General features: G+C 63.8%; 19 protein-coding genes. 10 read left to right on the top strand and 9 right to left on the bottom strand.

Features of this window, described 5'->3' with window-relative positions; genetic code table 11:
- The first annotated feature begins 88 nt into the window (after window positions 1–88).
- The 3 genes from FCL40_RS14260 to FCL40_RS14250 all read left to right on the top strand — a co-directional run bounded on the left by FCL40_RS14260 (window position 89) and on the right by FCL40_RS14250 (window position 5,671).
- Window positions 89–1,480 (top strand): PhoH family protein, encoded by a 1,392-nt coding sequence (locus tag FCL40_RS14260; protein WP_136853971.1) that lies wholly within the window; start codon window positions 89–91, stop codon window positions 1,478–1,480.
- A gap of 103 nt (window positions 1,481–1,583) precedes the next feature.
- Entirely contained in the window at window positions 1,584–5,255 is a 3,672-nt protein-coding gene (locus FCL40_RS14255) for a response regulator (RefSeq protein ID WP_229360338.1), read from the top strand.
- A complete protein-coding gene (locus FCL40_RS14250; RefSeq protein WP_136853969.1) occupies window positions 5,252–5,671 on the top strand; it encodes a YbaN family protein in 420 nt (139 codons plus the stop codon). The genes FCL40_RS14255 and FCL40_RS14250 overlap by 4 nt, the downstream gene beginning before the upstream one ends.
- Window positions 5,672–5,746: 75 nt before the next feature.
- On the opposite strand, the gene FCL40_RS14245 is transcribed toward FCL40_RS14250, so the two are convergent.
- From FCL40_RS14245 to FCL40_RS14225, 5 genes are all read right to left on the bottom strand, one after another.
- The gene (locus FCL40_RS14245) at window positions 5,747–7,687 is read right to left on the bottom strand and encodes an exoribonuclease II (RefSeq protein WP_136853968.1); all 1,941 of its coding nucleotides are present in this window, start codon (window positions 7,685–7,687) and stop codon (window positions 5,747–5,749) included.
- A 111-nt stretch (window positions 7,688–7,798) separates the two neighbouring features.
- Window positions 7,799–8,752, bottom strand: coding sequence for a D-2-hydroxyacid dehydrogenase (locus tag FCL40_RS14240; RefSeq protein WP_136853967.1), 954 nt, complete (start codon window positions 8,750–8,752; stop codon window positions 7,799–7,801).
- A 254-nt stretch (window positions 8,753–9,006) separates the two neighbouring features.
- Entirely contained in the window at window positions 9,007–9,768 is a 762-nt protein-coding gene (gene djlA / locus FCL40_RS14235; protein WP_136853966.1) for a co-chaperone DjlA, read from the bottom strand.
- Complete coding sequence (gene murU, locus FCL40_RS14230; protein WP_136853965.1) at window positions 9,752–10,423, bottom strand: N-acetylmuramate alpha-1-phosphate uridylyltransferase MurU; 672 nt, start codon at window positions 10,421–10,423, stop codon at window positions 9,752–9,754. Before murU ends, djlA begins: the two co-directional genes overlap by 17 nt.
- Window positions 10,420–11,415: an aminoglycoside phosphotransferase family protein gene (locus FCL40_RS14225; protein WP_169307133.1), complete on the bottom strand. Its 996-nt coding sequence runs from the start codon at window positions 11,413–11,415 to the stop codon at window positions 10,420–10,422. The genes murU and FCL40_RS14225 overlap by 4 nt, the downstream gene beginning before the upstream one ends.
- A 277-nt stretch (window positions 11,416–11,692) precedes the next feature.
- Here FCL40_RS14225 and lptD point away from each other — a divergent pair, with 277 nt between their 5' ends.
- The 7 genes from lptD to FCL40_RS18840 all read left to right on the top strand — a co-directional run bounded on the left by lptD (window position 11,693) and on the right by FCL40_RS18840 (window position 20,513).
- A complete protein-coding gene (gene lptD, locus FCL40_RS14220) occupies window positions 11,693–14,014 on the top strand; it encodes an LPS assembly protein LptD (protein ID WP_136853963.1) in 2,322 nt (773 codons plus the stop codon).
- Window positions 14,015–14,097: 83 nt separating this feature from the next.
- Window positions 14,098–15,387 carry a peptidylprolyl isomerase SurA gene (surA, locus tag FCL40_RS14215; protein ID WP_136853962.1) on the top strand — a complete coding sequence of 430 codons (1,290 nt, stop codon included), beginning with the start codon at window positions 14,098–14,100 and terminating at the stop codon, window positions 15,385–15,387.
- On the top strand, window positions 15,384–16,370 hold the full coding sequence (pdxA, locus tag FCL40_RS14210) for a 4-hydroxythreonine-4-phosphate dehydrogenase PdxA (protein WP_136853961.1): 987 nt from the start codon (window positions 15,384–15,386) through the stop codon (window positions 16,368–16,370). Before surA ends, pdxA begins: the two co-directional genes overlap by 4 nt.
- Complete coding sequence (rsmA, locus tag FCL40_RS14205; RefSeq protein ID WP_136853960.1) at window positions 16,367–17,167, top strand: 16S rRNA (adenine(1518)-N(6)/adenine(1519)-N(6))-dimethyltransferase RsmA; 801 nt, start codon at window positions 16,367–16,369, stop codon at window positions 17,165–17,167. Before pdxA ends, rsmA begins: the two co-directional genes overlap by 4 nt.
- Window positions 17,168–17,174: 7 nt before the next feature.
- Window positions 17,175–17,549 (top strand): Co2+/Mg2+ efflux protein ApaG, encoded by a 375-nt coding sequence (gene apaG / locus FCL40_RS14200; protein ID WP_136853959.1) that lies wholly within the window; start codon window positions 17,175–17,177, stop codon window positions 17,547–17,549.
- A 2-nt stretch (window positions 17,550–17,551) separates the two neighbouring features.
- Window positions 17,552–18,370, top strand: a complete 819-nt coding sequence (locus FCL40_RS14195) for a symmetrical bis(5'-nucleosyl)-tetraphosphatase (protein WP_136853958.1) — start codon at window positions 17,552–17,554, stop codon at window positions 18,368–18,370.
- A gap of 118 nt (window positions 18,371–18,488) precedes the next feature.
- Window positions 18,489–20,513 (top strand): methyl-accepting chemotaxis protein, encoded by a 2,025-nt coding sequence (locus FCL40_RS18840; protein ID WP_136853957.1) that lies wholly within the window; start codon window positions 18,489–18,491, stop codon window positions 20,511–20,513.
- 71 nt (window positions 20,514–20,584) lie between these two features.
- Here the strand turns inward: FCL40_RS18840 and FCL40_RS14185 are convergent, their stop codons facing one another.
- The 4 genes from FCL40_RS14185 to FCL40_RS14170 form a co-directional block, all read right to left on the bottom strand.
- Window positions 20,585–20,974, bottom strand: coding sequence for a DUF3718 domain-containing protein (locus FCL40_RS14185; RefSeq protein WP_136853956.1), 390 nt, complete (start codon window positions 20,972–20,974; stop codon window positions 20,585–20,587).
- Window positions 20,975–21,101: 127 nt separating this feature from the next.
- Complete coding sequence (gene folA, locus FCL40_RS14180; RefSeq protein ID WP_136853955.1) at window positions 21,102–21,593, bottom strand: type 3 dihydrofolate reductase; 492 nt, start codon at window positions 21,591–21,593, stop codon at window positions 21,102–21,104.
- A gap of 255 nt (window positions 21,594–21,848) precedes the next feature.
- Entirely contained in the window at window positions 21,849–22,310 is a 462-nt protein-coding gene (locus tag FCL40_RS14175; protein WP_136853954.1) for a threonine/serine exporter family protein, read from the bottom strand.
- Window positions 22,307–23,014, bottom strand: coding sequence for a threonine/serine exporter family protein (locus FCL40_RS14170; RefSeq protein ID WP_229360340.1), 708 nt, complete (start codon window positions 23,012–23,014; stop codon window positions 22,307–22,309). Before FCL40_RS14170 ends, FCL40_RS14175 begins: the two co-directional genes overlap by 4 nt.
- Window positions 23,015–23,144 lie beyond the last annotated feature (130 nt).

Here is a 23,144-nt window from a genome sequence, read left to right as displayed (position 1 = left end):
TTCCATCTGCCATGTTAGGGTTGAAGCCGTCATAGAACTGTTATCTGTCGAGCCTAGCCTAAATTCCATCCGTCATAGTGGAGGTGCCATGGGTTTAGAGAACAAAAGACGCTTTGTGCTGGATACCAACGTATTGCTGCACGAACCCCTCGCCATTTACTCATTCAAAGAACACGACGTGGTCATTCCCATGACCGTCCTCGAAGAACTCGACCAGATTAAGGACCGAAGAAAAGACGTCAGCCGCGATGCCCGTGTTGCCATCCGCACCCTGGAAGATTGTCTGAGCGACGCGTCGCCGGAGCAGATCCTCAAAGGGGTTCCCCTAAACCACCCCAACGCCCCAGAGGAGGAACTGGGCACCCTCTCCATCTTCCCCGACCATCAGATCACCTTCACCAATCCCGTGGCCCTGCCCGGAGACAACAACGACAACCTGATCATCAACTCCGCCCTCTACCTGCAGCAGATCGGCAACGACGAGATCGTCCTGGTGACCAAGGACATCAACATGCGCCTCAAGGCCAAGGGCGCCGGCCTGGAGAAGGTGGAGGACTATCGCACCGACCAGCTGGTGGACGACATCCAGTTCCTCGCCAAAGGTTTTGCCGAGCTTAAGGGTAGCCTGTGGGAGCGGATCAAGGAGGTCACCAGCGAACAATTTGGCCGGGAGGTGTTCCACACCCTGTCGAGAGAAGCCCTGGAGGAGGAGTCTCTCTACCTCAACCAATACCTGATCGACGACTCCCGGGACTTCTGCGGCCAGGTGAAATCGGTCAACGACCGCGAGGTGGTGATCCGCGATCTCGGCCAGGATCGGCTGATGAGCTATCACGCCTGGGGCATCAACCCCAAGAACATCTACCAGGGGATGGCGCTGCAGGCACTGATGGATCCGGAGATCGACATGGTGATCCTCACCGGCCCGGCCGGCTCGGGCAAGACCCTGCTCTCCCTGGCCGCCGCCCTGGAGCAGGTGGTGGAGCAGCGACTGTACGACAAGGTGATCGTCACCCGCAACACCCCGGAGATCGCCGAGTCCATCGGTTTCCTGCCGGGCACCGAGGAGGAGAAGATGGCCCCCTGGCTGGCGGCGGTCACCGATACCCTGGAGGTGTTGCACAAGCAGGATGAGAGCCCCGCCAGCAGCCTGCAATACATCATGGACAAGGCCAACATCCAGTTTAAATCCATCAACTTCATGCGCGGCCGCTCCATCCAGAACGCCTTCGTACTGCTGGATGAATGCCAGAACCTCACACCCTCGCAGCTGAAAACCATCATCACCCGCATGGGCGAGGGCACCAAGCTGGTCTGCTCCGGCAACCTGGCCCAGATCGACTCCAACTACCTGACCGCGGTGACCTCGGGGCTCACCTATGTGGTGGAGCGGTTCAAGATGTTCGAGGGCAGCGCCAACGTCTACCTCAATGGCGTGGTGCGCTCGCGGCTGGCCAAGTTTGCCGAACAGGAGATGTAACCCCTAATGGCGCCTGCCTTGGGCAGGCGCCTCAGTCCCATCCCAATCTAAGCTCTGTTACACTGGGGTCCTCTCAGCTCCATCGCACCTGGAAAGCGCACTCGTGAAGACGCCGATTCTCAACAACTACAACAAAGCCGTGTTCTACACCTACCTGGGGGTGGTGGTCCTCTCCCTGCTGGTGGCGGCCGGCGTATTCACCAAACAGAAAGAGCAGTTGCTGGCGGAGAAGGTCGAGCAAGTGACCCAGCACTCCCACCAGGTGGAGCTGTTGCTGGACGCCAGCATCCGGGCGGTGCAGGCGCTGCAGGAGTTCACCACCATCCACATGCGCAACTCCGGCGCCAACACCCTGGAGCAGCTCTCCTCCCACAACCAGTTCGTGCTGGAGGGGGAGCGCTTCTCCCTCAAACCCGACTACCGCAACGCCCGCCACACCTTCGCCGAGAAGGGCCACATCTCCGGCGTCGGCCCCCTGGAGGGGCGCTCCCCCCTGTTCTACCGCGAGCTGGACACCCTCTACCAGATGTCCCTGAGCATGCCGGTGACCAAGCAGATGGCCCCCAAAAGCGCCAACATCTACTACCTCTCCAGGCAGCAGATGATGTCCATCTATCCCTGGCCCGGCCCGGATCACCGGTTCGATCCGCAGATGCTGGAGAACCCGCTGTTCGACATGGCCGGGCCGCAGATGAACCCAGACCGCCGGGTGTTCTGGTCGGACGCCCACCGCACCACCGACGACAAGCTGGCCACCACCGTGGGGATTCCGGTGTATATCGGCGACACCTTCCTGGCGGCGATCTTCATGGAGCTGAAGCTCTCCACCCTGACCGAGCAGCTGGAACGCTACTTCGATCTGCCCGGTACCGTGCTGCTGCTGGACCGGGCCAACAACGTGCTCTCCTACCCGGACATGCACCTGGACGAGCTGCCGCGCACCTACCACCTGAGCCAGCGGATCCCCGCCCAGTTGCACAGCGTGCCGCTGGATCAGCTGCTGGACGACAGCCGGGCCAGGCTGATCAACGGCTACTATGTGCGGGCGGTAAAGCTGAGCAACGCCCCCTGGTCGCTGCTCTACCTGCAGCCGGAGCAGGAGGTGGTGGCGGACGCCTGGGAGAAGCTGGAGTCCACCTTCCTGATGGTGATCATCGCCCTGTCGCTGCTGGTGACCGTGGTCCACTGGCTGACCCGGCGAGCCTTCGTCAGCCCGGCATCCAAGCTGCTGAACCACCTGGAGGATTGCGCCCACCAGCCGACCCCGCCCCCGGAGAGGGTGGTGGAGGGCTGGCAACCCTGGTTCGAGCTGATCTCCCGCACCTTCGAGGAGAACCAGCAATATACCCAGCACCTGGCGGCCCAGAACCGGCGCCTGGACAAACTGGTGGCCAAACGCACCGCCCGGCTGAAGGAGGCCAACGAGCGGCGCGAGCGCGACTTCTCCCTGATGCGCTCGCTGATCGACGCCATGCCGGAAGCGATCATGTTCAAGGATGTGGAGGGGCGGATCCTCGGCTGCAACCGCTCCGCCGAGACCCTGATGGGCCACAAGGAGAGCGAACTGCTGGGGCTGACGGTCAACGACATCCTCGGCGGCGAGGAGGGGCGGCGCATCACCGAGGAGAACGCCCGCATCCTGCGTGACCGGGTGCCGCTGCGCTACCGGGAACAGAGCGAACAGAATGGCCGCTCCCTGCTGATGGATGTCCTCAAACTGCCCTTCTACAACGGCCGGGGCGAACTGCTGGGGCTGATCATCGTCTGGCGTGACGTCACCAGGGAGTCGGAGCAGCAGGAGAAGCTCAAACAGTCTGAAGAGCGCTACCATCTGGCGATGGACTCGGTGGAGGACGGGGTGTGGGACTGGTACCTGGATGCCAACCAGTTGATCTGCAACCCCGCCTACTACACCATGCTGGGCTATGAACCGGGTGAGTTTCCCCTGTTGATCGAGACCTACTACCGGCTGATGCACCCCGACGACCGCCAGCGGGTGGAGAGTTACATCGATGCCTACCTGGACGATTCCAGCAACCCGTTCAACATCGAGTTCCGGATGAAGGGCAAGGATGGCCACTACCGCTGGATCCTCTCCCGGGGCCGGCTGGTGGAGCGGGACGAGGAGGGCGAACCCAAACGACTGCTGGGTACCCACAAGGACATCACCCAGCAGAAGGAGCACGAGGTGATCCTGCTGGAGGCCAAGCAGGATGCCGAGCTGGCCAACGTCACCAAGAGTGAGTTCCTGGCCAACATGAGCCACGAGATCCGCACTCCGATGAATGCCATCATCGGCATGATGCACCTGGCGCTGCGCACCGAGCTCAACCCCAAGCAGAAGGATTACCTGGAGAAGGCCAAGTACAGCGCCGAATCCCTGCTGCGGATCATCAACGACATTCTCGACTTCTCCAAGATCGAGGCGGGCAAGCTGGAGCTGGAGCAGACCCGCTTCAGCCTGGACCAGGTGCTGGAGCACGCCGTCAGCCTCAACGCCCTCAAGGCCCAGGAGAAGGGGGTGGACCTGCAGCTGTTCTCCTCGGTCAGCGCCAACCTGCACCTGATTGGCGACCCCCTGCGCCTGGGCCAGGTACTGATCAACCTGCTCTCCAACGCGGTGAAGTTCACCGAGAACGGCGAGGTGGAGCTGGGTTGTGAAGACCTCAAGGAGCACAACGGCCGCATCCGCCTCAAGTTCTGGGTGCGCGACACCGGCATCGGCATCGAGGAGGAGAAGCAGAAGCACCTGTTTGACGCCTTCAACCAGGCGGACGGCTCCACCACCCGCCGCTTCGGCGGCACCGGCCTGGGGCTCTCCATCAGCAAGCACCTGGTCAACCTGATGGGGGGAGATCTGAGCGTCCACAGTGTCCCGGGACAGGGCTCCACCTTCAGCTTTACCATCGACGCCAAGCGGGTGGAACAACCGCCCCAGGACACCAGGTTGCGCGCCCCCCACGGCGGCCAATTCAGCGCCCTGGTGGTGGACGACAACCCCACCGCCCTGCAGATCTACTCCACCTACCTGAGGGACTTCCAGTTCAGCGTCGAGCTGGCCCAGAACGGTCAGCAGGCCCTGACCTCCCTGACTCAGCACACCCCGGATGTGGTGCTGCTGGACTGGATGATGCCGGACATGGACGGCATCGAGGTGGTCAAGCGCATCGATGAGATGGTGGCAGACGGCACCCTGGAGAAGCGTCCCACCATACTGATCATGACCGCCTACACCGGGGCCTCCCTCACCGCTCAGGTGGAGGAGGGCAAGATCGCCGCGGTACTGCAGAAGCCGTTTGACGCCTCCGCCCTCTACGACCAGCTGGCGACCTCCCTGGGTCCGGCCGAAGCCAGCCAGCCCCAGGCGGAGAGGGAGAGCGAACAGGCACCGGAATCCCAGGCCCACATCCTGCTGGTGGAGGACAACCTGATCAACCAGCAGGTGGCCACCGAGCTGCTTAAGAGCGCCGGCTACCGGGTCACGGTGGCGGAGAACGGCCAGGTCGCCGTCGACCAGGCCAGGGAGGGGCAGTTCGATCTGGTGCTGATGGATATCCAGATGCCGGTAATGGATGGCCTCACCGCCACCCGGGTCATACGAAAGTTTGCCGACGCCCAGACCCTGCCGGTGATCGCCATGACCGCCCACGCCATGACCGGCGACCGGGAGAAGAGCCTGGCGGCGGGGATGAACGACCACATCACCAAGCCGATCATCCTGCCGGAGCTGTTCGCCACGGTAAAGCGCTGGCTGGGTGAAGAGGTGCAGGGATGAGCCGGCAACCACAGGCGGCGCCGGCCAAGGTGAAGACCTACCGGCGAGCCGCCCCGATTCGCTATCTGCTGATGGGCGCCGGCGCCCTGTGCGCCGGACTGGGGCTGCTGGGCCTGTTCCTGCCGCTGATTCCGACGGTCCCCTTCCTGCTGCTGGCCGCGGCCTGTTTCAGCCGCTCCTCGGCGAGGATGCAGGCCTGGCTGTTCAACCACAGGTTGCTGGGTCCGGTGATCCGCAACTACCTGGAGCGCCGGGGGCTGACCCTGCGCCAGCTGCTGGGCAGCCTGGTGAGCATCTGGGTAGGGATGGCCATCGCCATCTACCTGGCCCCGGTGACGGCGGTCCAGATCCTGCTGGCCCTGATCGGCATCGCCGTCTCCATCCACCTGGCGCGATTGCCCAGGCTCACCGACTGATGCCGACCGGGGTGCGATCTCCCCCCAGAAACGGAAAAGGCCGCCCTACGGCGGCCTTTGGCGAGCCCCACGGGACTAGTCCAGCTTGATCACCGGCTGCACCACGATGCTGCGGCTGGCCACCCGAACCTCGTTGACCGTCACCTCCAGCTCCTGAGCCAGGCGGAAAGCGGGCTGATCGTCGAACAGGGCCTGGCCCTTCTCGGCGCTCAGCGTCAGCCGCGGCTTGTGATCGGTAATGAAGGGCGCCGGCATAAACACCACGGCGCCGTTCTCCTTCAGCCTCAGTCGCACGCCGCCGCGGTTGATGTCGATGATCTCGCCGGTAAAGCGCTGCGGCGTGCCTGCCAGAGGCGCCATGAACCGGGCATAGAGCCAGTCGCCCACATCCCGCTCACACAAGCGGTGCAGTTTGCGCATCGCCGCCAGGTGATCGATCAGCTCCGCGTCCGGGCCCTCGATGGCCTCGCCACCGATGATCGCCTTGAGCAGGCGGTGGTTGACCATATCCCCATACTTGCGGATGGGGGAGGTCCAGGTGGCATAGCCCTGCAGGCCCATGCCGAAGTGCGGCCCCGGGGTGGCGGCCATCTCGGAAAACGCCTGCATCCGCCTCAGGCGGGCATCCAGGTAGCCGTCAGGCTGGGCGTCCAGGGCGCGGCGCAGCTGGCAGTAGCCCTCCAGGGTCTGCAACTGGTCACTGGTGAAGGTTACCCCGTTCTCCGCCAGCATCTCGCGGGCCCCCTCCAGTCGCTCGCTGTCGAGGCCGGCATGGACATTGAACACCCCCTGCCCCGCCCTCTCCGCCAACAGCTGCGCCGCCGAGGCGTTGGCCAGGATCATGCTCTCCTCGACGATGCGGTTGGCGATGCGACGGTGATCCACGTGGATCGCCAGCACGTTACCGGCGTCGTCCACCTCGAAGCGGAAGTCGGGGCGGTCCGGGAACACCAGGGCGTGCTGCTCGCGCCAGGCGATGCGGGCCAGGGCCAGCCGGTGCAGCGCCTGGATCTGGCCATCGATGAGCGCATCCTTCGGCCGCCACGCCCCCTGCTGCTCCAGGTAATCGGAGACCTTGTCGTAGGCCAGCTTGGCGTGGGAGCGGATGTTGGCCAGGCAGAACTGCGCCTCGCCGGCGGCACCGTCGGCCGCGACCGGGATCCGCGCCACCAGCGCCGGGCGGATCTCCCCCTCGTGGAGGGAGCAGAGCTCGTCCGCCAGCTGCCGGGGCAGCATGGGCACGTTGAAACCGGGCAGGTACTGGGTGAAGGCCCGCTTGCGCGCCTCCTGGTCCACCTCGTCTCCGGCGCTCACATAGGCGGTGGGATCGGCGATGGCCACCCACAGGTCCCAGCCATGCTCGGTCTGCTCCACGCAGAGGGCGTCGTCCATGTCCCTGGTGGACTCAGCGTCAATGGTGACGAAGGGCATCTGGGTCAGATCGCGGCGCTCCACCTCGGCGGGGGCCTGCCAGCCCTGGGGATCCGCCGGCTCCGCCTTGGCCAGATCATGCTTGGCCAGGATCACCCACCAGGGGATGTGTGGATCGTCGTTGGCGGCCACCAACTGGGTCACCTCCACCAGGAAGTGCTGCTCGCCCTCCTGCAGGGGGTGCTTGAGCAGATGGGCCACCACGTAGTCGCCATTGCTCAGCTCGGAGCCCTTGACCCCTTTGCACCTGGCCCTCAGCGGCTCCTTCATCAGCGGGTGATCCGGAATGACATTGAGGCGCTCACGGATAAACTTCACCCGGGCGATAAAGCGGCCCAGTCCCGGCTCCAGCAGGGCGTCGGGCTCGGCCACCGCCTTCTCCTTCTCGGTACGCAGTACCGCGGAGACCCGGTCGCCGTGCACCACCCTCTTCATGTAGGCAGGCGGAATGAAGTGGCTGTCCCCCTTGTCGGTCTCGAGGAAGCCAAAGCCCCGCTCGGTGGCCTTGATCTGGCCCTCTACCGTGGGCAGGGTTTCACGAATCTGTGCTTTGAGCTGCTGCAGCAGCGGGTTGTCCTGGAACATCACTCCATTCCATCGTCATAAAAAGGGGCCGTCCACCGGACGACGAGTTGGCCCAAGTGTAAGGGATAGCGGCGGGGATCACCACGGCCAATGACCCCCCTTGGCCACCCTTTAGACCAGGTTTTTCGGGGTCCCCGCCAGGAAAGCCGCCAGGTTGTCGGCGGCGATCCGCATCAACCGGGTCCTCGCCTGCTGGGTGGCCCAGGCGTTGTGGGGGGTGATGCTGCAGTTGGGCGCAGTCAGCAGTGGGTTGTCGGCAGCGGGGGGCTCGCTGGAGAGCACATCCAGCCCCGCCCCGGCCAGGTGCCCCTGCTCCAGGGCGTGGGCCAGGGCCTCTTCGTCCACCAGGGGACCCCGGGCGGTGTTAAGCAGTATGGCACCGGGTTTCATCAATCCCAGGGTGTGGGCGTTGATCATCCTGTGGTTATCCTGAGTCAGCGGGCAATGGAGGCTGACCACATCGGCACAACCCAGCAGCTCATTCAGCGGCATCCAGCGACGGTCCGCCGGCAGGTCACACTTCTCGGTGGCGCTGGTGACCACCACCTTCATACCAAACCCCTCGGCCATGGTCGCCAGCCGCCTGGCGATCTCGCCATAGCCCACCACCCCCAGGGTTTTCCCCTCCAGGGCGATCAGCGGACCGTCATAGAAACAGAAATCGGGGCAGGAACACCACTGACCCGCTGCCACCTGACGGTGGTGGTGGGCGACCCGGCTGGCGTGGTGCAGCAGGTGGGCCATGGCCATCTGCGCTACCGAACCCGGCCCGTAAGCGGGTACATTGGTAACGGTGATTCCCAGGGCCCGGGCGGCATCCAGGTCAACCACATTGACACCGGTCGCCAGCACTCCGATGTAGCGCAGTTCCGGCAGTTTGGCCAAGGTGGTGGCGGTCAGGGGCGTCTTGTTGGTCAGCAGCAGCGGGACGCCGGACGCCCGCTCCAGGATCACCTCCTCCTCGGTACGATCAAACACCCGGCAGCAAGTCAGCCGCTCGAAGGGGGCCCAGCTGAGGTCGCCGGGATTGAGGGTGTATCCATCCAGAACCACCAATTGTTTCATCGTCGTTCTCCTGTCATGGCCAAGTCTTCATTAGAAACCAAAAGTGGCGCACAAGGCCACAGAGACAAAAATGCCCTCTGATGGTGCGTCAGAGGGCAGAAGGTTCTCCCCAGCGGGAGAAGGGGGTGCAGGAGATGATGAGAGAGGGCCGCCCTCGGCCGACCCTGGGGTTACTCTACACCAAACCCGCCAAGATGCAAACAATTCTTATTTGCATCGATCTGTTCGCCGGACACCGACCTGCAGCCTCGGCGCTACCTCATCTTCCTTTCCCGGCAGATCCGCTCCCAGGCCGCCTGGATATCCTGGCTCTTCTGACGGGCCAGGGCCATCATCTCATCTGGCAACCCCTGGCTGGCCAGCTTGTCCGGATGGTGCTGGGCCATCAGCTTGCGGTAAGCCCGCTTGATGCTGCGCTCATCGTCGCTGGGCTTGACCCCCAATACGCGGTAGGCATCCTCGAGGCTGGGCCCCTGGGCGCCACTGCTGTGGTAGTGGCTGCCCCCCTTGATCATGGAGATGATCTGCACCAGCTCCTCCTGGCTGAAGCCCAGCTGGTGGGCAATCTCCGCCAGGATCGCCTGCTCACGACCATCGATGCTGCCGTCGGAGAGGGCGATCTGAATCTGGATCTCCAGGAACATCCGCGCCAGATCTCGACGAAACGCCATCACCAGCTTCAGCTGCCTCAGGCGCTCCCGCAATGGATAGTCGGCGGACTTGCCCTCGCGGAACGCCTGCTGGGCCGCCCGGCGGGCCTCCCCAGACAGGCGCAGCTGATCCATCACCGCCGACGCCAGGGCGATGTCGGCCGAGGTCACCTGGCCGGACGCCTTGGCCACGTGCCCCATTACCGCGAAAGTGGTGTGAAAGAACAGGTTCTGCCGGGGGCCGGCCTTGGGGGCGCGGCGCTTGTCCACCAGGATGTGGCCCAGCCAGGCTCCGAGGATCATCCCCGCGAATCGGCCGAAGAAAAAGCCCAGCAGTGCGCCGAACACCTTACCCCATATTTGCATTAAGTCTCTGCTCCAGTTTGATTAATCTCTGCTCGGTGCCCACATCGCACCAGGGTCCGTTCAACCGGCTCCCCGCCACCCGCCCACGGGCCATCGCCTGCCTCAGCAGGGGCGCCAGGGGGAACCGACCCGGGGAGCAACCGGCAAACAGCGTCGGCCGGTAGAGGCCGATGCCGCTGAAGGTCAGCCGCGTCGGCCCCTGGCTGTGCACCCGCCCCCGTTCCAGGGCGAAGTCTCCGCCGGGATTGTGGGGCGGGTTGGCCACCAGCCACAGGTGGGCCAGGTCCCCCTCCGCCAACCGCGGCAACGCCTCGAACGCCAGTTCACTGTACACATCGCCATTCACCACCAGGAAGGGCTCCGCCCCCAGCCAGTCGAGGGCGCGATGGATGCCCCCCCCGGTCTCCAGGGCCTCGGTCTCATGCTGGTAGTGGATCGCCAGGCCGAAACGGCTGCCGTCCCCCAGGGCCTGCGGGAACTGCTCCCCAAGCCAGGCGGTGTTGATCAGTACCTCCCGGAAACCGGCCCGGGCCAGGCGCACAAGGTGGTGCTCGATCATCGGCCGCCCCTGCAGGGGCAGCAGCGGCTTGGGGGTGGTGTCGGTCAACGGCCGCATCCGTTCGCCGCGCCCCGCGGCCAGGATCATCGCCTTCATCGCCGTTCCTCCAACTGTTGCCGCCACTCCAGGGCGGCACTGGCCAGGGGTGCGGTCTCCGGATAGAGCCCGGCGGCCTCGATCACGTACTCCAGCACCCGGGGCAGATCCGTTAGGTAGTGGTGTTTGCCATCCCTGTGGCTCAGGCGGGCGAAGATCCCCAGCACCTTGAGGTGACGCTGCAGCCCGGTGAGGTGATACCAGCGCAGGAACCGTTGCCAGCCGGTGTCTGCCGGGATCACCCCCAGCTCCAGCAGCCGCTGGAAGTGTGTCCGCAACAGGGGCTCCAGCGAATCCCAGGACCACTTCACATAGCAGTCCTTCAACAGGGAGACCGGGTCATAGGTGACCGGCCCCAGCAGCGCGCCCTGATAATCGATCACCGCCAGGGCGTCGCCGTTGACCATCAGGTTGCGGCAGTGAAAGTCCCGGTGCACCCCCACCTGGGGCTGCTCCAGGGCAGTGGCCACCAGCCGGTCGCACAGGGCCGGCCACCACGGCTGCAGCTGCGCCTCCTCCCTGCCCAGGTGGGCGCCATGGAACCACTCGGGCAGCAGCGCCAGTTCCTGGCGCAGGAACCCCTCGTCATAGGGGGGCAGGGACTGCCCCGCCCGAGTGGTCACCCGGGCGATCCGGGGCAGCAGCGCCAGGGCCCGCCCATACCACAGGGACAGGGAGTCCGCACTGAGCCGGCCCTGGAGGTGGGTATCCCCCAGATCGCTCTGACACATAAAGCCCAGATCGAGATCCGCAGCGATCACCCTGGGCACGGGCAGACCCGCCCGCTCATAGGCCTCGGTCATGGTCAGGAAAGGGGTGCTGTCCTCCAGCTCCGGGGGGGCGTCCACGGCGATGTAGCTCTCCCCCCGATGGAGGAAGCGGAAATAGCGCCGGTGACTGGCGTCACCGAAGATCAGGTCCACCCCCTCGACAGGGGGGGTAAATAGCTGGTTTAACCATTGCTGCAGCGCTGCCTGGCGGCTGTCGCTCATCTCTCTCCTCCGCATAGCCCAAACGGAAAAATTGCTTTATCATACGTCTTTTGCGCCAACGAAAAATGGTTTTGTTCGGCGCGTTGAAAAATAGGCTCTCAGACCGAATCGAGTCCGTCTCTGTTCACCCGGGGTCACACCACCGATGATGGGGTCAACGAACACGCCGCAAGCCGGACCATAACCGGCGGGGCACCACCCATCGGGGAACGGGGACGGCAGCGGCCGCGCCGACAGAATCCGGACCGGCGTCCGCACACAATCCAAAAGGATAACAATGCGTTTTCAACTCGCTTTAGCGTGCTGCTGCCTGCCTTTTGCCGCCTGGAGCCAGGAGGGTCAGGTGGTGGTGCCGGACAACCAGTGTATCGTCAGGCTGCCGGTGCCCCTGATGGTGGACCCCAATGCCCCTATGGAGGAGGACGCCTCGCGGGAGCCGGTGACCGTCAGGGCGGACCGCAGTGAGGCGATCGCCGGTGAAACGGCCCGGTTCCGGGGCGACGTCAAACTGACTCAGGGCAACCGCGCCATCACCGCCGACAGCGCCGAGGTGCGCCAGCAGGAGCAGAAAGTCCAGGCCAACGGCAACCTGGTGTACCAGGATCCCGCCATCACCATCACCGCCGAGGATCTCAACGCCGACCTGACCCGTTACAACGCCACCCTGAACCAGGCGCAGTACTGGCTGCATGGCCAGCAGGTCCATGGCGATGCCGGCCAGTTGCAGATCACCGGTGACAACGACCTGGTGCTGCTAGGCAGCAGCTTCACCACCTGTCCCTCCGAGGTGCCCGACTGGGAGCTGAAAGCGGAGAAGATCGTCATCGACTCCAGCGAGGAGTGGGGCCGCATCTACAACGCCCAGGTGCGCCTGTTCGACACCCCGGTATTCTACGTACCCTATATGACGGTGCCGGTATCGGACAAGCGTAAGACCGGTTTCCTGTTCCCCTCCATCAGCACCAGCACCAAGAACGGCGTCGACATCACCGCCCCCTTCTACTGGAACATCGCCCCCAACTACGACCTGACCCTGAGCCCTCAGGTCATGAGCTCCAGAGGGGTGTGGCTGGGTGCCGAAGGGCGCTACCTGCAGCGTGACAGCGCCGGGCTGATCAATCTGGAGTACATCGGCAACGACCGCCTGGACAGCCTCAACGGCCGCCCCGATCGCTGGGCCTACTCCTGGGAGCACTCCGCCAGGCTGGACAACGGCTGGCGCCTGCACGCCGACATTGCCGACATCAGCGATGACAACTACTTCAACGACTTCGATTCCGCCATCAGCACCAGCACCGACAACCAGCTAAGCCGGGTGGGTGAAGCCGCCTATTTCCAGAAGGAGTGGAACTTCGCCGCCCGGGTGCAGGACATCAAGGTGCTGGGTGAGGCCGAGTCGCCCTTTCAGGTGCTGCCGCAACTGAGCTTCCAGTATCACCGGCCCGATGTCTCCCGCGGCCTGGATTTCGCCTTCGGCACCGAGTTGACCCGCTTCGCCAGCCAGGGCAACAACCAGCTGGAAGCGATCCGCTGGCATATGGAACCCACCCTGTCCCTGCCTTTCCAGACCCCGGCAGCCAGCCTGCTGGGCGAAGTGAAGCTGATGCAGACCTTCTACCAGCAGGATGTGCCCGACAACACCACCAATCCCCTGGAGCAGAACCTGGACGACTTCGTCAGCCGAACCCTGCCCCAGTTGCGGCTGCACGGCCAGATCAACCTGGAGCGGCGGCTGAGCTTCCGCGGTCAGCCCTTGCGCCAGACCCTTGAGCCCCAGGCCCAGTACCTCTACATCCCCCACGAGGATCAGAGTGACATCGGTGTCTACGATACCGCCCTGCTGCAGGACGATTACAGCGGCCTGTTCCGCGACCGCCGCTTCTCAGGCCTGGATCGCATCGCCGATGCCAACCAGCTGACTCTGGGGGTGGCGACCCGGATCTTCGACGACGGCAATGACGAGAGGCTGCGTTTTGCCCTTGGCCAGATCTTCTACCTGTCCGACAGCGAGGTAAGCCTGCCGGACCAGTCAAACCAGATTCAGCAATCCAGTTCCGCCCTGGCGATGGAGCTGGATATGCAGGCCGCCAGGAACTGGTTCCTCGCCGGCTCCCTGCAACTGGACACCAACTCCGGCATCACCAACAAGTCGGAACTGACCCTGGATTACCGGCCGGGCCGGGACAAGCTGGTGCAGCTGTCCCACCGCTATGTGCCGGAGCTGGCCATCGACGCCGACACCGGTGAGTCGGTGGACATCAACCAGTTTGGCCTGCGCACCACCTGGCCGCTGACCGATAACACCTATCTGGTGGGCAACTACTACTACGATGCCAACCTCAACCGTTCAGTGGAAACCTTTGCCGGTATCCAGTGGGAATCCTGCTGCTGGGCCATCCGTCTAAGCTACGATCGCCACCTGAACACCAACTACAGCGACAGCGGCTTTACCAACATCAGCCAGCGCAACGATTTCGACACCAGCTGGTCCCTGACCTTCGAACTGAAGGGGCTGGGCTCCTCCGGCCCGCTCGGGGTCAGCGACATGCTGGACGCAGGCTTGTTCAACTACCGCCGCCCCTACTACCTCAGAAACTGAGGAAACAAATGTGTTACAGTGCAGGAACCGTCGCCGAGCCTGGTGCTCTAAGCGATAACTGCACCAGAGAGATGGATTAGAGGATGAAGGTTCGCAATATTCTGTTTGGCGCCGTGGCTTCCCTGGCCATGGTCGGTTCCCTGATGGCTCAGCCTCAGACCCTGGACCGGGTCGCGGTGCTGGTGAACAACGGCATCATCTTGCAAAGCGAGATCGACGACCGTATCGCCAACATCAAGCGGGGCGCGCTGCGTGCCGGCCAGTCCCTGCCCTCGGACTCCGCCCTGCGCACCCAGGTGGTGGATCGCCTGATCAACGAGAGCCTGCAGCTGCAGATGGCTGAGCGCATGGGCCTGGTGATCAGCGATATCCAATTGGACCAGACCCTGGAGAACATGGCCCAGGAGCAGGGCCAGACCCTGGCCGAGCTCAAGGCCGAGGTGGAAGCCTCCGGCGACAACTACGCCCAGTACCGAGAACAGGTTCGCCGCGAGATCACCCTGGGCCAGGTCCAGCGCTTCCAGGTGCAGCGCCGGGTACAGATCTCCCCCCAGGAGATCGACACCCTGGTGAAGATGATCGAGGAGCAGGGCCTGCAAAACGCCGAGTTCCACGTGGGCCACATCCTCATCGAGGTAAAGGACAACTCTCCCCAGACTGTGGAGGAGGCCCGCCAGCGCGCCGACAAGGTGTTGAAGCTGCTCAACGACGGTGCCGACTTTGCCAAGACCGCCATCGCCGCCTCCGCCGGCCCCAAGGCCCTGGAGGGCGGGGACTGGGGCTGGATGAACATCAACGAGATGCCCACCCTGTTTGCCGAACTGGTGAAAGACGCCAAGTCGGGTGACATCATCGGCCCGGTGAAGAGCGGCGCCGGTTTCCACATCGTCAAGATCCAGGAGACCCGCGGCCAGCAGGTGCAGGAGGTGGAGGAGGTGCGTGCCCGTCACATCCTGCTCAAACCCTCCCCGATCCTCAGTGAAGATATGGCCAAGCAGATGCTGGACAACTTGCTGGCCGAGGTGAAGAGCGGCGATGCCGACTTTGGCGACCTGGCCAGGGAGCACTCCGAGGATCCCGGCAGCGCCCTCAAGGGCGGCGACCTGGGCTGGTCCGATCCGGAGATCTACGTGCCGGCGTTCAAGAACGCCCTGGCCAAGCTGAACAGGGGCGAATACAGCCAGCCCTTCCGTTCCAGCCACGGCTGGCACGTGGTGCAGCTGACCGATCGCCGCACCACAGACACCACCGACAAGATGAACACCGACCGCGCCTATCAGCTGCTGTTCCGCCGCAAGTTCAACGAGCAGGCGGCGGTCTGGTCCCAGGAGATGCGTGCCAAGGCCTACATCGAGATGGTGGACGGCAAATGACGGTCCGTATCGCGGTAACCCCGGGCGAGCCTGCCGGCATCGGTCCGGACCTGGTGGTGACCCTGGCTCAGCAGGCCTGGCCGGTGGAGCTGGTGGTCTGTGCCGATCCCCAGTTGATCACCGACCGCGCCAGAATACTGGGGCTGCCGATCAAGTTGCAGCCCTACCAACCGGGCAAACCTCCCCAGCCCCAGGAGGCGGGCACCCTGACCATCGCTCCCTTCGCCTTGGCGGCTCCGGTGGTGTGCGGCCAGCTCAACGATGCCAACAGCGCCTATGTGGTGGAAACGCTGAAGTTCTCCTGTGACGGCAACATCAACGGCGACTTCGCCGCGGTGGTCACCGGCCCGGTGCACAAGGGGATCATCAATCAGGCGGGCATCCCCTTCTCCGGCCATACCGAGTATTTCGCCCAGCAGGCCGGGTGCCAGGATGTGGTGATGGTGCTGGCCACCGAGGGGCTGCAGGTGGCCCTGGTGACCACCCACATCCCCCTGGCCTACGTCTCCAAGGCGATCACCCCGCTGCGTCTGGAGAGGATCATCCGCATCCTCAACCAGGATCTGCAGGATAAGTTCGGTCTGGCGCAACCCAGGATCATGGTGTGTGGCCTTAACCCCCACGCCGGCGAGGGGGGCCACCTGGGCAAGGAGGAGATCGAGGTGATCGAGCCCACCCTGAGCCACCTGCGCGCCGAGGGGATGGACCTGACCGGCCCCCTGCCCGCGGACACCCTGTTCCAGCCCAAGTACCTGGATAACTGCGATGTGGTCCTGGCCATGTACCACGACCAGGGCCTGCCGGTGCTAAAATACAAGGGGTTCGGCAAGTCCCTCAACATCACCCTGGGACTGCCCTTCATCCGCACCTCTGTGGACCACGGCACCGCCCTGGATCTGGCCGGCACCGGCCAGGCAGATCCAGGCAGTTTCCTGGTCGCCCTTAACAAAGCTATTGAACTGACAAGTAAACAGAATCGATGAGCAACAATGTTCATATGGGCCACCGCGCCCGTAAGCGCTTCGGCCAAAACTTCCTCCATGACATGTCGGTGATCGATCGCATCGTCGCCGCCATCAACCCCAGCAATGAGCACACCCTGGTCGAGATCGGCCCCGGCCTGGGCGCCCTGACCCAACCGGTCGCCGAGCAGGTAGACTGCCTGAACGTGGTGGAGCTGGACCGGGATCTGGCCGACCGCCTGACCCGCCAACCCGGCTGGGGCGAAAAACTGAAGATCCACCAGGGGGATGCGCTGAAGTTCGACTTCACCACCCTGATGGAGGAGGGCAAGAAGATGAAAATCTTCGGCAACCTCCCCTACAACATCTCCACTCCGCTGATGTTCCACCTGTTCGAGTTCGCCGACAAGGTGGAGAACATGCACTTCATGCTGCAGAAAGAGGTGGTGGAGCGCCTGTGTGCCGCCCCTGGCCACAAGAACTATGGCCGCCTGACGGTGATGGCCCAGTACTACTGCAAGGCGGTGCCGGTGCTGGAAGTGGGCCCCGGCGCCTTCACCCCACCGCCCAAAGTGGACTCCGCCGTGGTGCGGCTGGTCCCCCACGCAGAGAAGCCCTACCCGGTGGACGATGTCGAGGTGCTGAGCCAGGTGTGCCTGACCGCCTTCAACATGCGCCGAAAAACCCTGAGAAACAGCTTCAAGGGCAAGCTGGACGATGCCGCCTTCGAGGCCCTGGGCATCGATCCCAGCCTGCGCCCGGAGCAGTTGCCAGTCTCCGGCTTCATCGCCATCGCCAACCACCTCTGCCGCACCTGAGGCCGCCATGCGCCTTCCGCCGCTGCAGATCCAGGTTGAGAGCCGGTACGTCGCCGAACAGTCGCAACCGGAGAAGCAGTTGTACCTGTTCCAGTACCGGGTGACCATGGAGAACCGCCATGACCAAACCCTGACGCTGACCCACAGGCACTGGAAGATCACCGACGGCAATGGCAGCCTCAACGAGGTGAGTGGCGAAGGGGTGGTGGGCCAGACCCCCACCCTGGCACCGGGGGAAAGCTTCAGCTACACCAGCGCCGTCACCCTGCCCACCCCGGTCGGCAGTATGACCGGCTTCTACACCCTGCTCAGCGACGATGGCCAGGTGCTGCAGAGCCCCATCGACCGCTTTGCCCTGACCAATCCCAGGAGCCTGCACTAGGCATGGCCAACTATTTTGTCGGCGACATCCAGGGCTGTTACGACGAGCTGCGGGCACTGATGGACAAGGTCGGGTTCGATCCCGCCCTGGATACCCTGTGGTGCACCGGCGACCTGGTGGCCCGCGGCCCCGGCTCCCTGGAAGTGCTCAGGCTGTTCCGCGACCTGGGTCAGGCCGGCCGTACCGTGCTGGGCAACCACGACCTGCACCTGCTGGCCGTCCATGCCGGCCTCAAGAAAAGCAAGCCCAAGGATAGGCTCAAGGCGTTCCTCGAGGCCCCGGACCGCGATGAGCTGATCCAGTGGCTGCGTCGTCAGCCTCTCTACCGCCACCTGCCGCAGCACAAGATTCTGCTGACCCACGCCGGGGTTCCGCCCCAGTGGGGGGTGGACGAGGTGATCCGCCATGCTGACGAGGTCAGCGCCACCCTGCAATCGGACCACTATCTGGACTTTGTCGCCCAGATGTATGGCGATAAGCCGGATCATGAGGAGCCGGATGCGCCTCCCTTCCGCCGCCAGACCTACACCATCAACTGCCTGACCCGGATGCGCCTGCTGCACCCGGACGGCCGACTGGACTTCTACGCCAAGGGCGATCCGGACGGCGAAGGGGCGTTGATACCCTGGTTCCGCTTTCCCCACCCCCTGCTCAGGGAGTACCGCCTGGTGTTTGGCCACTGGGCGGCGTTGATGGGCAACTCCCGCACCCGCAACGCCATCAGCCTGGATACCGGCGCCTGCTGGGGTCACTGGCTCACCTTCTGGCAGTTGGAAACGGGTCGGAGACACACTCAGCAGGCGGAGCGCGTCTGGGGCTGATGCCCACTAAACACCCGCTTATTGTTGGATAAATCGGCGCAATGACTGCTGCAAACTGGTTGTCAGATTGATAACATGGTGTGTGTTGGGGGATCACACACCAAGGACCATACTAATAATGAAACTTACCGTCTCACTCCGCATCATTGGAGGGTTCACCTTCGTCACCCTGCTGTTGCTGATTCTCGGAGGGCTCTCCCTCTCCAGCATCAACACGGTGGAGGAGCACACCAACACCTTCAAGAGGTTTGCAGTGCCGGCCAAGGACAAGGTCAATCAGCTCAGCCTCAGTCTCAACCGCCAATTCATCACCATCCAGTCGGCCCACGACGCCGAGGGCAGCGGTGAGCTGGACAGATTACAGCAGCGGCTGCAGGCACAGCAGAGTCAGCTGAGCAATGAGATTGCCTCACTGAACAGCCTGTTGCAGACCCATCCCGAGTTTGCCCTGGACGCCGGTCAGGCCAGTGCCTATAACGACGCCTTCCAGCAGGCCTGGAGCCAGTTGCTGCAGTCCAAGCTGGCGCTGGGCCAGGGCCGGACCAAGCTGAAGACCCAGGTGGAGACCCTGGAGATCGCCGGTGACGATGCCAGTTCCATCCTGCTGGACCTGATGGATCTGGAAGTGTCCGACAACCCCACCGAACGCCAGATGGCCGGCGAGGCCAACAACATGGACAGCGCCGTGGCCAGCATGGTGGCCATCGGCCTGGAGCTGGGCAAGATGGCCACTCAGGACAACCTGGACACCCTGAGGGGTGAAACCGAGTTTCTGCTGCGCAGCCTGGACTACCGGCTGGAGGGGATGGTGGCCGACGGCGAAGCCACCGGCCAGCAGGCGCTGGTGCAGGAGCTGACCGACAACCTCAACACCATGACCACCTTCCTCCGCGGCGACGGCAACCTCATCGATCTGCAGCAGGCCAACCTGCGCCAGGCCCAGGCGGTGGACGCCAGGCTGGATGACGCCCGCAGCCAGTACGACGCCCTGATCGCCCTGACCCAGACCCTGCAGCAGCAGTTGGCCACCATCAGCGACGACGCCGGCAACCTGGCCATGGCGTCCCTGGAGTCCACCCGCAGCCTGACCATGGCGGTGATGCTGGGCTCGATCCTGGTGGCCACCCTCATCAGCCTGCGAACCCGCCAGTCGATCACCAAGCCCCTGGGCCACATCAACGAGGTGCTGGCGGTGCTGGCCAGCGGCGACCTGACCAAACGACTGAGCCTGACCAACCACGACGAGTTTGGCAAACTGGCGGGCAACATCAACGCCCTCTCCGACGCCCTGAGAGAGCTGATCCAGTCCATCACCGAGCGGGCCGACCAGCTGGCCGCCGCCGCCGAGGAGACCTCGGCGGTGACCGCCCAGACCACCTCCGGCATCCAGGAACAGACCAGCCAGATCGAGCAGGTGGCCAGCGCCACCAACCAGCTCTCCAGTTCCGCCAACCAGGTGGCCACCAACGCCAACGATGCCCTGGGCGAGACCCAGCAGGCGGATGAGGAGACCCGCCAGGCCCGGGCCCTGTCGGAGAACAACGGCGCCATCATCCAGAACCTGGCGGACGAGGTGGAACGCACCGCCCAGGTGATCAACAAGCTCAACAACGACACCGCCGCCATCGGCAGCATCCTGGACGTGATCCGCGGCATCGCCGAACAGACCAACCTGCTGGCCCTGAATGCCGCCATCGAGGCGGCCCGGGCCGGCGAACAGGGTCGCGGCTTCGCCGTGGTGGCGGACGAGGTTCGCTCCCTGGCCTCCCGTACCCAGGAGTCCACCACCGAGATCCAGCAGATGATCGAGGTGGTCCAGGACGGGGCCCGTCAGGCCGAGGAGGTGATGCAGAAGAGCCAGGACCAGGCCCGTCGCAGTGTCACCACCACAGAGGAAGCCAACGCCGCCCTGGAGGCGATCACCCGCTCCGTCGCCGGCGTGGTCAATGCCGGCAACCAGATCTCCCAGGCGGCGGCGGAGCAGAACACCGTCTCCCAGACCATCTCCGAGAAACTGGAGCAGATCGCCACCATCTCCGAGCAGACCTCCTCCGGTGCTATCCAGACCGCCACCTCCAGCCAGCAGGTGGCCCAGCTGGCGGAAGAGCTGCAGCAGCAGGTGCGCCGATTCAAAGTGGTGTGACCGAGGAAAGCGGGACAACAAAAAGGCGACCCAGGAGGTCGCCTTTTTTGCCTTGCGCTGTCTCTGCCGGACTAGCCGCCGATGCGCTCGCGGATGGCACCGACGATCTCTGAGCCCTCGTGGCCATTGGCACTGGCCCAGTCCAGCACGGTCTGGCCATCAAACTCCGGCTGCTGCAGGCTCTTGGCCGACAGCCGCTTCACCAGGAACACACCTACGTCGTTGGCGTTGTTGGTCATGGCGCTGCGGATCATGGTCTCGCCGTTGCAGCGAATCCCGTCGTAGATGTTGCGCACCTTAACATTGGACTCCTTCAGCTTCTTGCGCAGCCGGCTCTTGTTATCGTCATGTACATACTGGCAGATATTGGCAATCAACTGATCGTTCGCCTGAACCTGCGGGGCCCAGGCCATGTTGACTACCAGGGCTGCCGCCACCGCCAGACTCAGATGGAATTTCATCTCACCACTCCTTGTTACTTATCGTTATTAAAAGATTTACATAGGGTAACAGCGACAGCTTACCCTAGTTGCTTAACGATGCAAACTTGGGGCATATGGAACCATAACAGGATCCCTGGGGTGTGACTCAGTCGCGCACCCGCTCCAGGGTGACGAAGTGCAGATCACAGTCGTTGGCATCGTCGGCGGGGCGCACCCGACACTCGATCTCCCGCCATTGCAACTGACCATAGTCCGGAAAACGGGTATCCCCGTCGACGCTCATCTGCGCCAGGGTCAGGTAGAGCCGGTCCGTCCTGGGGAGCAGGCTGGCGTAGAGCTGACCGCCGCCGATGATCATCACCTCCTCCTCATGGGCCAGCAACGCCAGGGCCTCATCGATGCTGGCTACCAGGGTGACCCCGTCGGCCCGGAACGCCGGGTTGCGGGTGATCACCACGTTGTGGCGTCCCGGCAGGGGGCGACCGATGGACTCGAAGGTGCGGCGACCCATCACCACCGGCTTGCCCATGGTGACGGCTTTGAAATGCTTGAGATCCGCAGGCAGGTGCCAGGGCATCTGGTTCTCTTTGCCGATGACCCGGTCCCGGGCCATGCAGGCGATCATGGATAGGCGCATCCGTAGTTCCTAGGGGGTGTTTATCTTTGGTGTCTCGTATTTGGCCGAGGGTGGCGGCAACCAATCAAGGTGTTCGATGGTAGGCATAGTGGCCCTACGTCAAAGTCGAACAACGCCGAGTGGTTGCCGTCAGTCCGGCCCCGAAGGGCGTCCCCATCATCCAGGGTGGCGGCTCTTTTGCAGCGGACTCCCTGCATCTTAAAGCCTCAAGGGTCAGATGCTGAAGCAAAAACATTCAGCAAAGGTCAACATGCCCTAGATAATGGGTTTGTTGCGGTACCAGAGCAGACCGGGCATCGCCAGGCCAACGCTGAGGGCCCCGAGGATAAACAGGGTCTTGAGGGCGTTGTACACCACCGGCATCAGGCTGTCGGTGGTCACCCCCAGGGCGCTCATCTCCACCAGGCCGATCACCGTATTGAAGGCGAAGGTGCCCGGGATCATCGGGATGATGGCCGCCACCCCGAACAGCTGCATCGGTGCCAGGGTCTGACGGGACCAGCGCACCGACAGGAAGCCCACGGTCACCGAGGCGGCGAAGGTGGCCCACTCGATGGGCGCTCCCCAGCCCATGCACAGGCCCCGGACCATGTGCCCTGCCGCCCCAGCCAGGCCGCAGCGCCACAGGAACCGTCCCGGCACATTGAACACCATGGCGAACCCCACGGCGGGAATGGCGGCGATGGCGCCGTTGATCAGCAGTTGCAGCAGGTTCATATCCACCCCATCCCGGTCAGTTGCATCGCCAGGGTGATGCCGATGGCGGCAGAGGCGGTCATCAGGGTGGCCTGACCCCATCGGGCCAGGCCGACGTTGTAGTGGCCCTTCACCATATCGGCGATGGCATTGAGCAGGGGAAAGCCGGGCACCAGCATCAGCACCGCCGCCGCCATCGCCACATCTGCGTCCGGGGTGGGCCACACCATGGCCGCCAGCCTGGCCACCAGGGTGGTGACAAAGGCGGTGGCCGCCCAGTTGATCAGCAGGTTAAAGTGGCCCTTGGCCAGTTGCTGACGCACCACCATGCCGAGGCAGGCGGCCAGCACCGTCAGCATCACCGCGGTATCATCGGCCCCGAACAGGTAGGCAAAGCTGCCGCAGGAGGGGCCGATGATCGCCACCACCAGCCAGCGGTTCCAGGTCTTGGGTTTCAGCTGGCGCAGCTTACGGCCCACCTGATCCAGGTCCAGCAGACCCTTCTCCGCCATCACGCAGACGCGCTGCACTTCGCACACCATATCCATATTGAGCCCATGGTCGCGCAAACGGCGAGTGGTGGTGACGCAACGCTGCTTATACAGGGTGGTCAGCACCAGGGAGGTAGAGGAGATGGACAGCTCCACACTCTCCACCCCCAGGGCCACCCCCAGGCGTTGGCCCACATCTTCCACCAGTTCACTTTCGGCCCCCCAGGCCAACATCAGCTGGGCGGCGCGCACCGCCAGCCGGGTGATCTCATTCTGCTGAGCGAGTTCCAACCCCAGACTCCCCAAAAAAACGTCACACGATGAGGTGGGTTTTTCACCACACCTTCGAATCATACTCTTTTTT

The organism is Ferrimonas sediminicola, assembly GCF_005116715.1.
In the GTDB taxonomy this organism is placed as follows: Bacteria; Pseudomonadota; Gammaproteobacteria; order Enterobacterales; family Shewanellaceae; genus Ferrimonas; species Ferrimonas sediminicola.
This window is presented reverse-complemented; position numbering and strand designations above follow the sequence as displayed.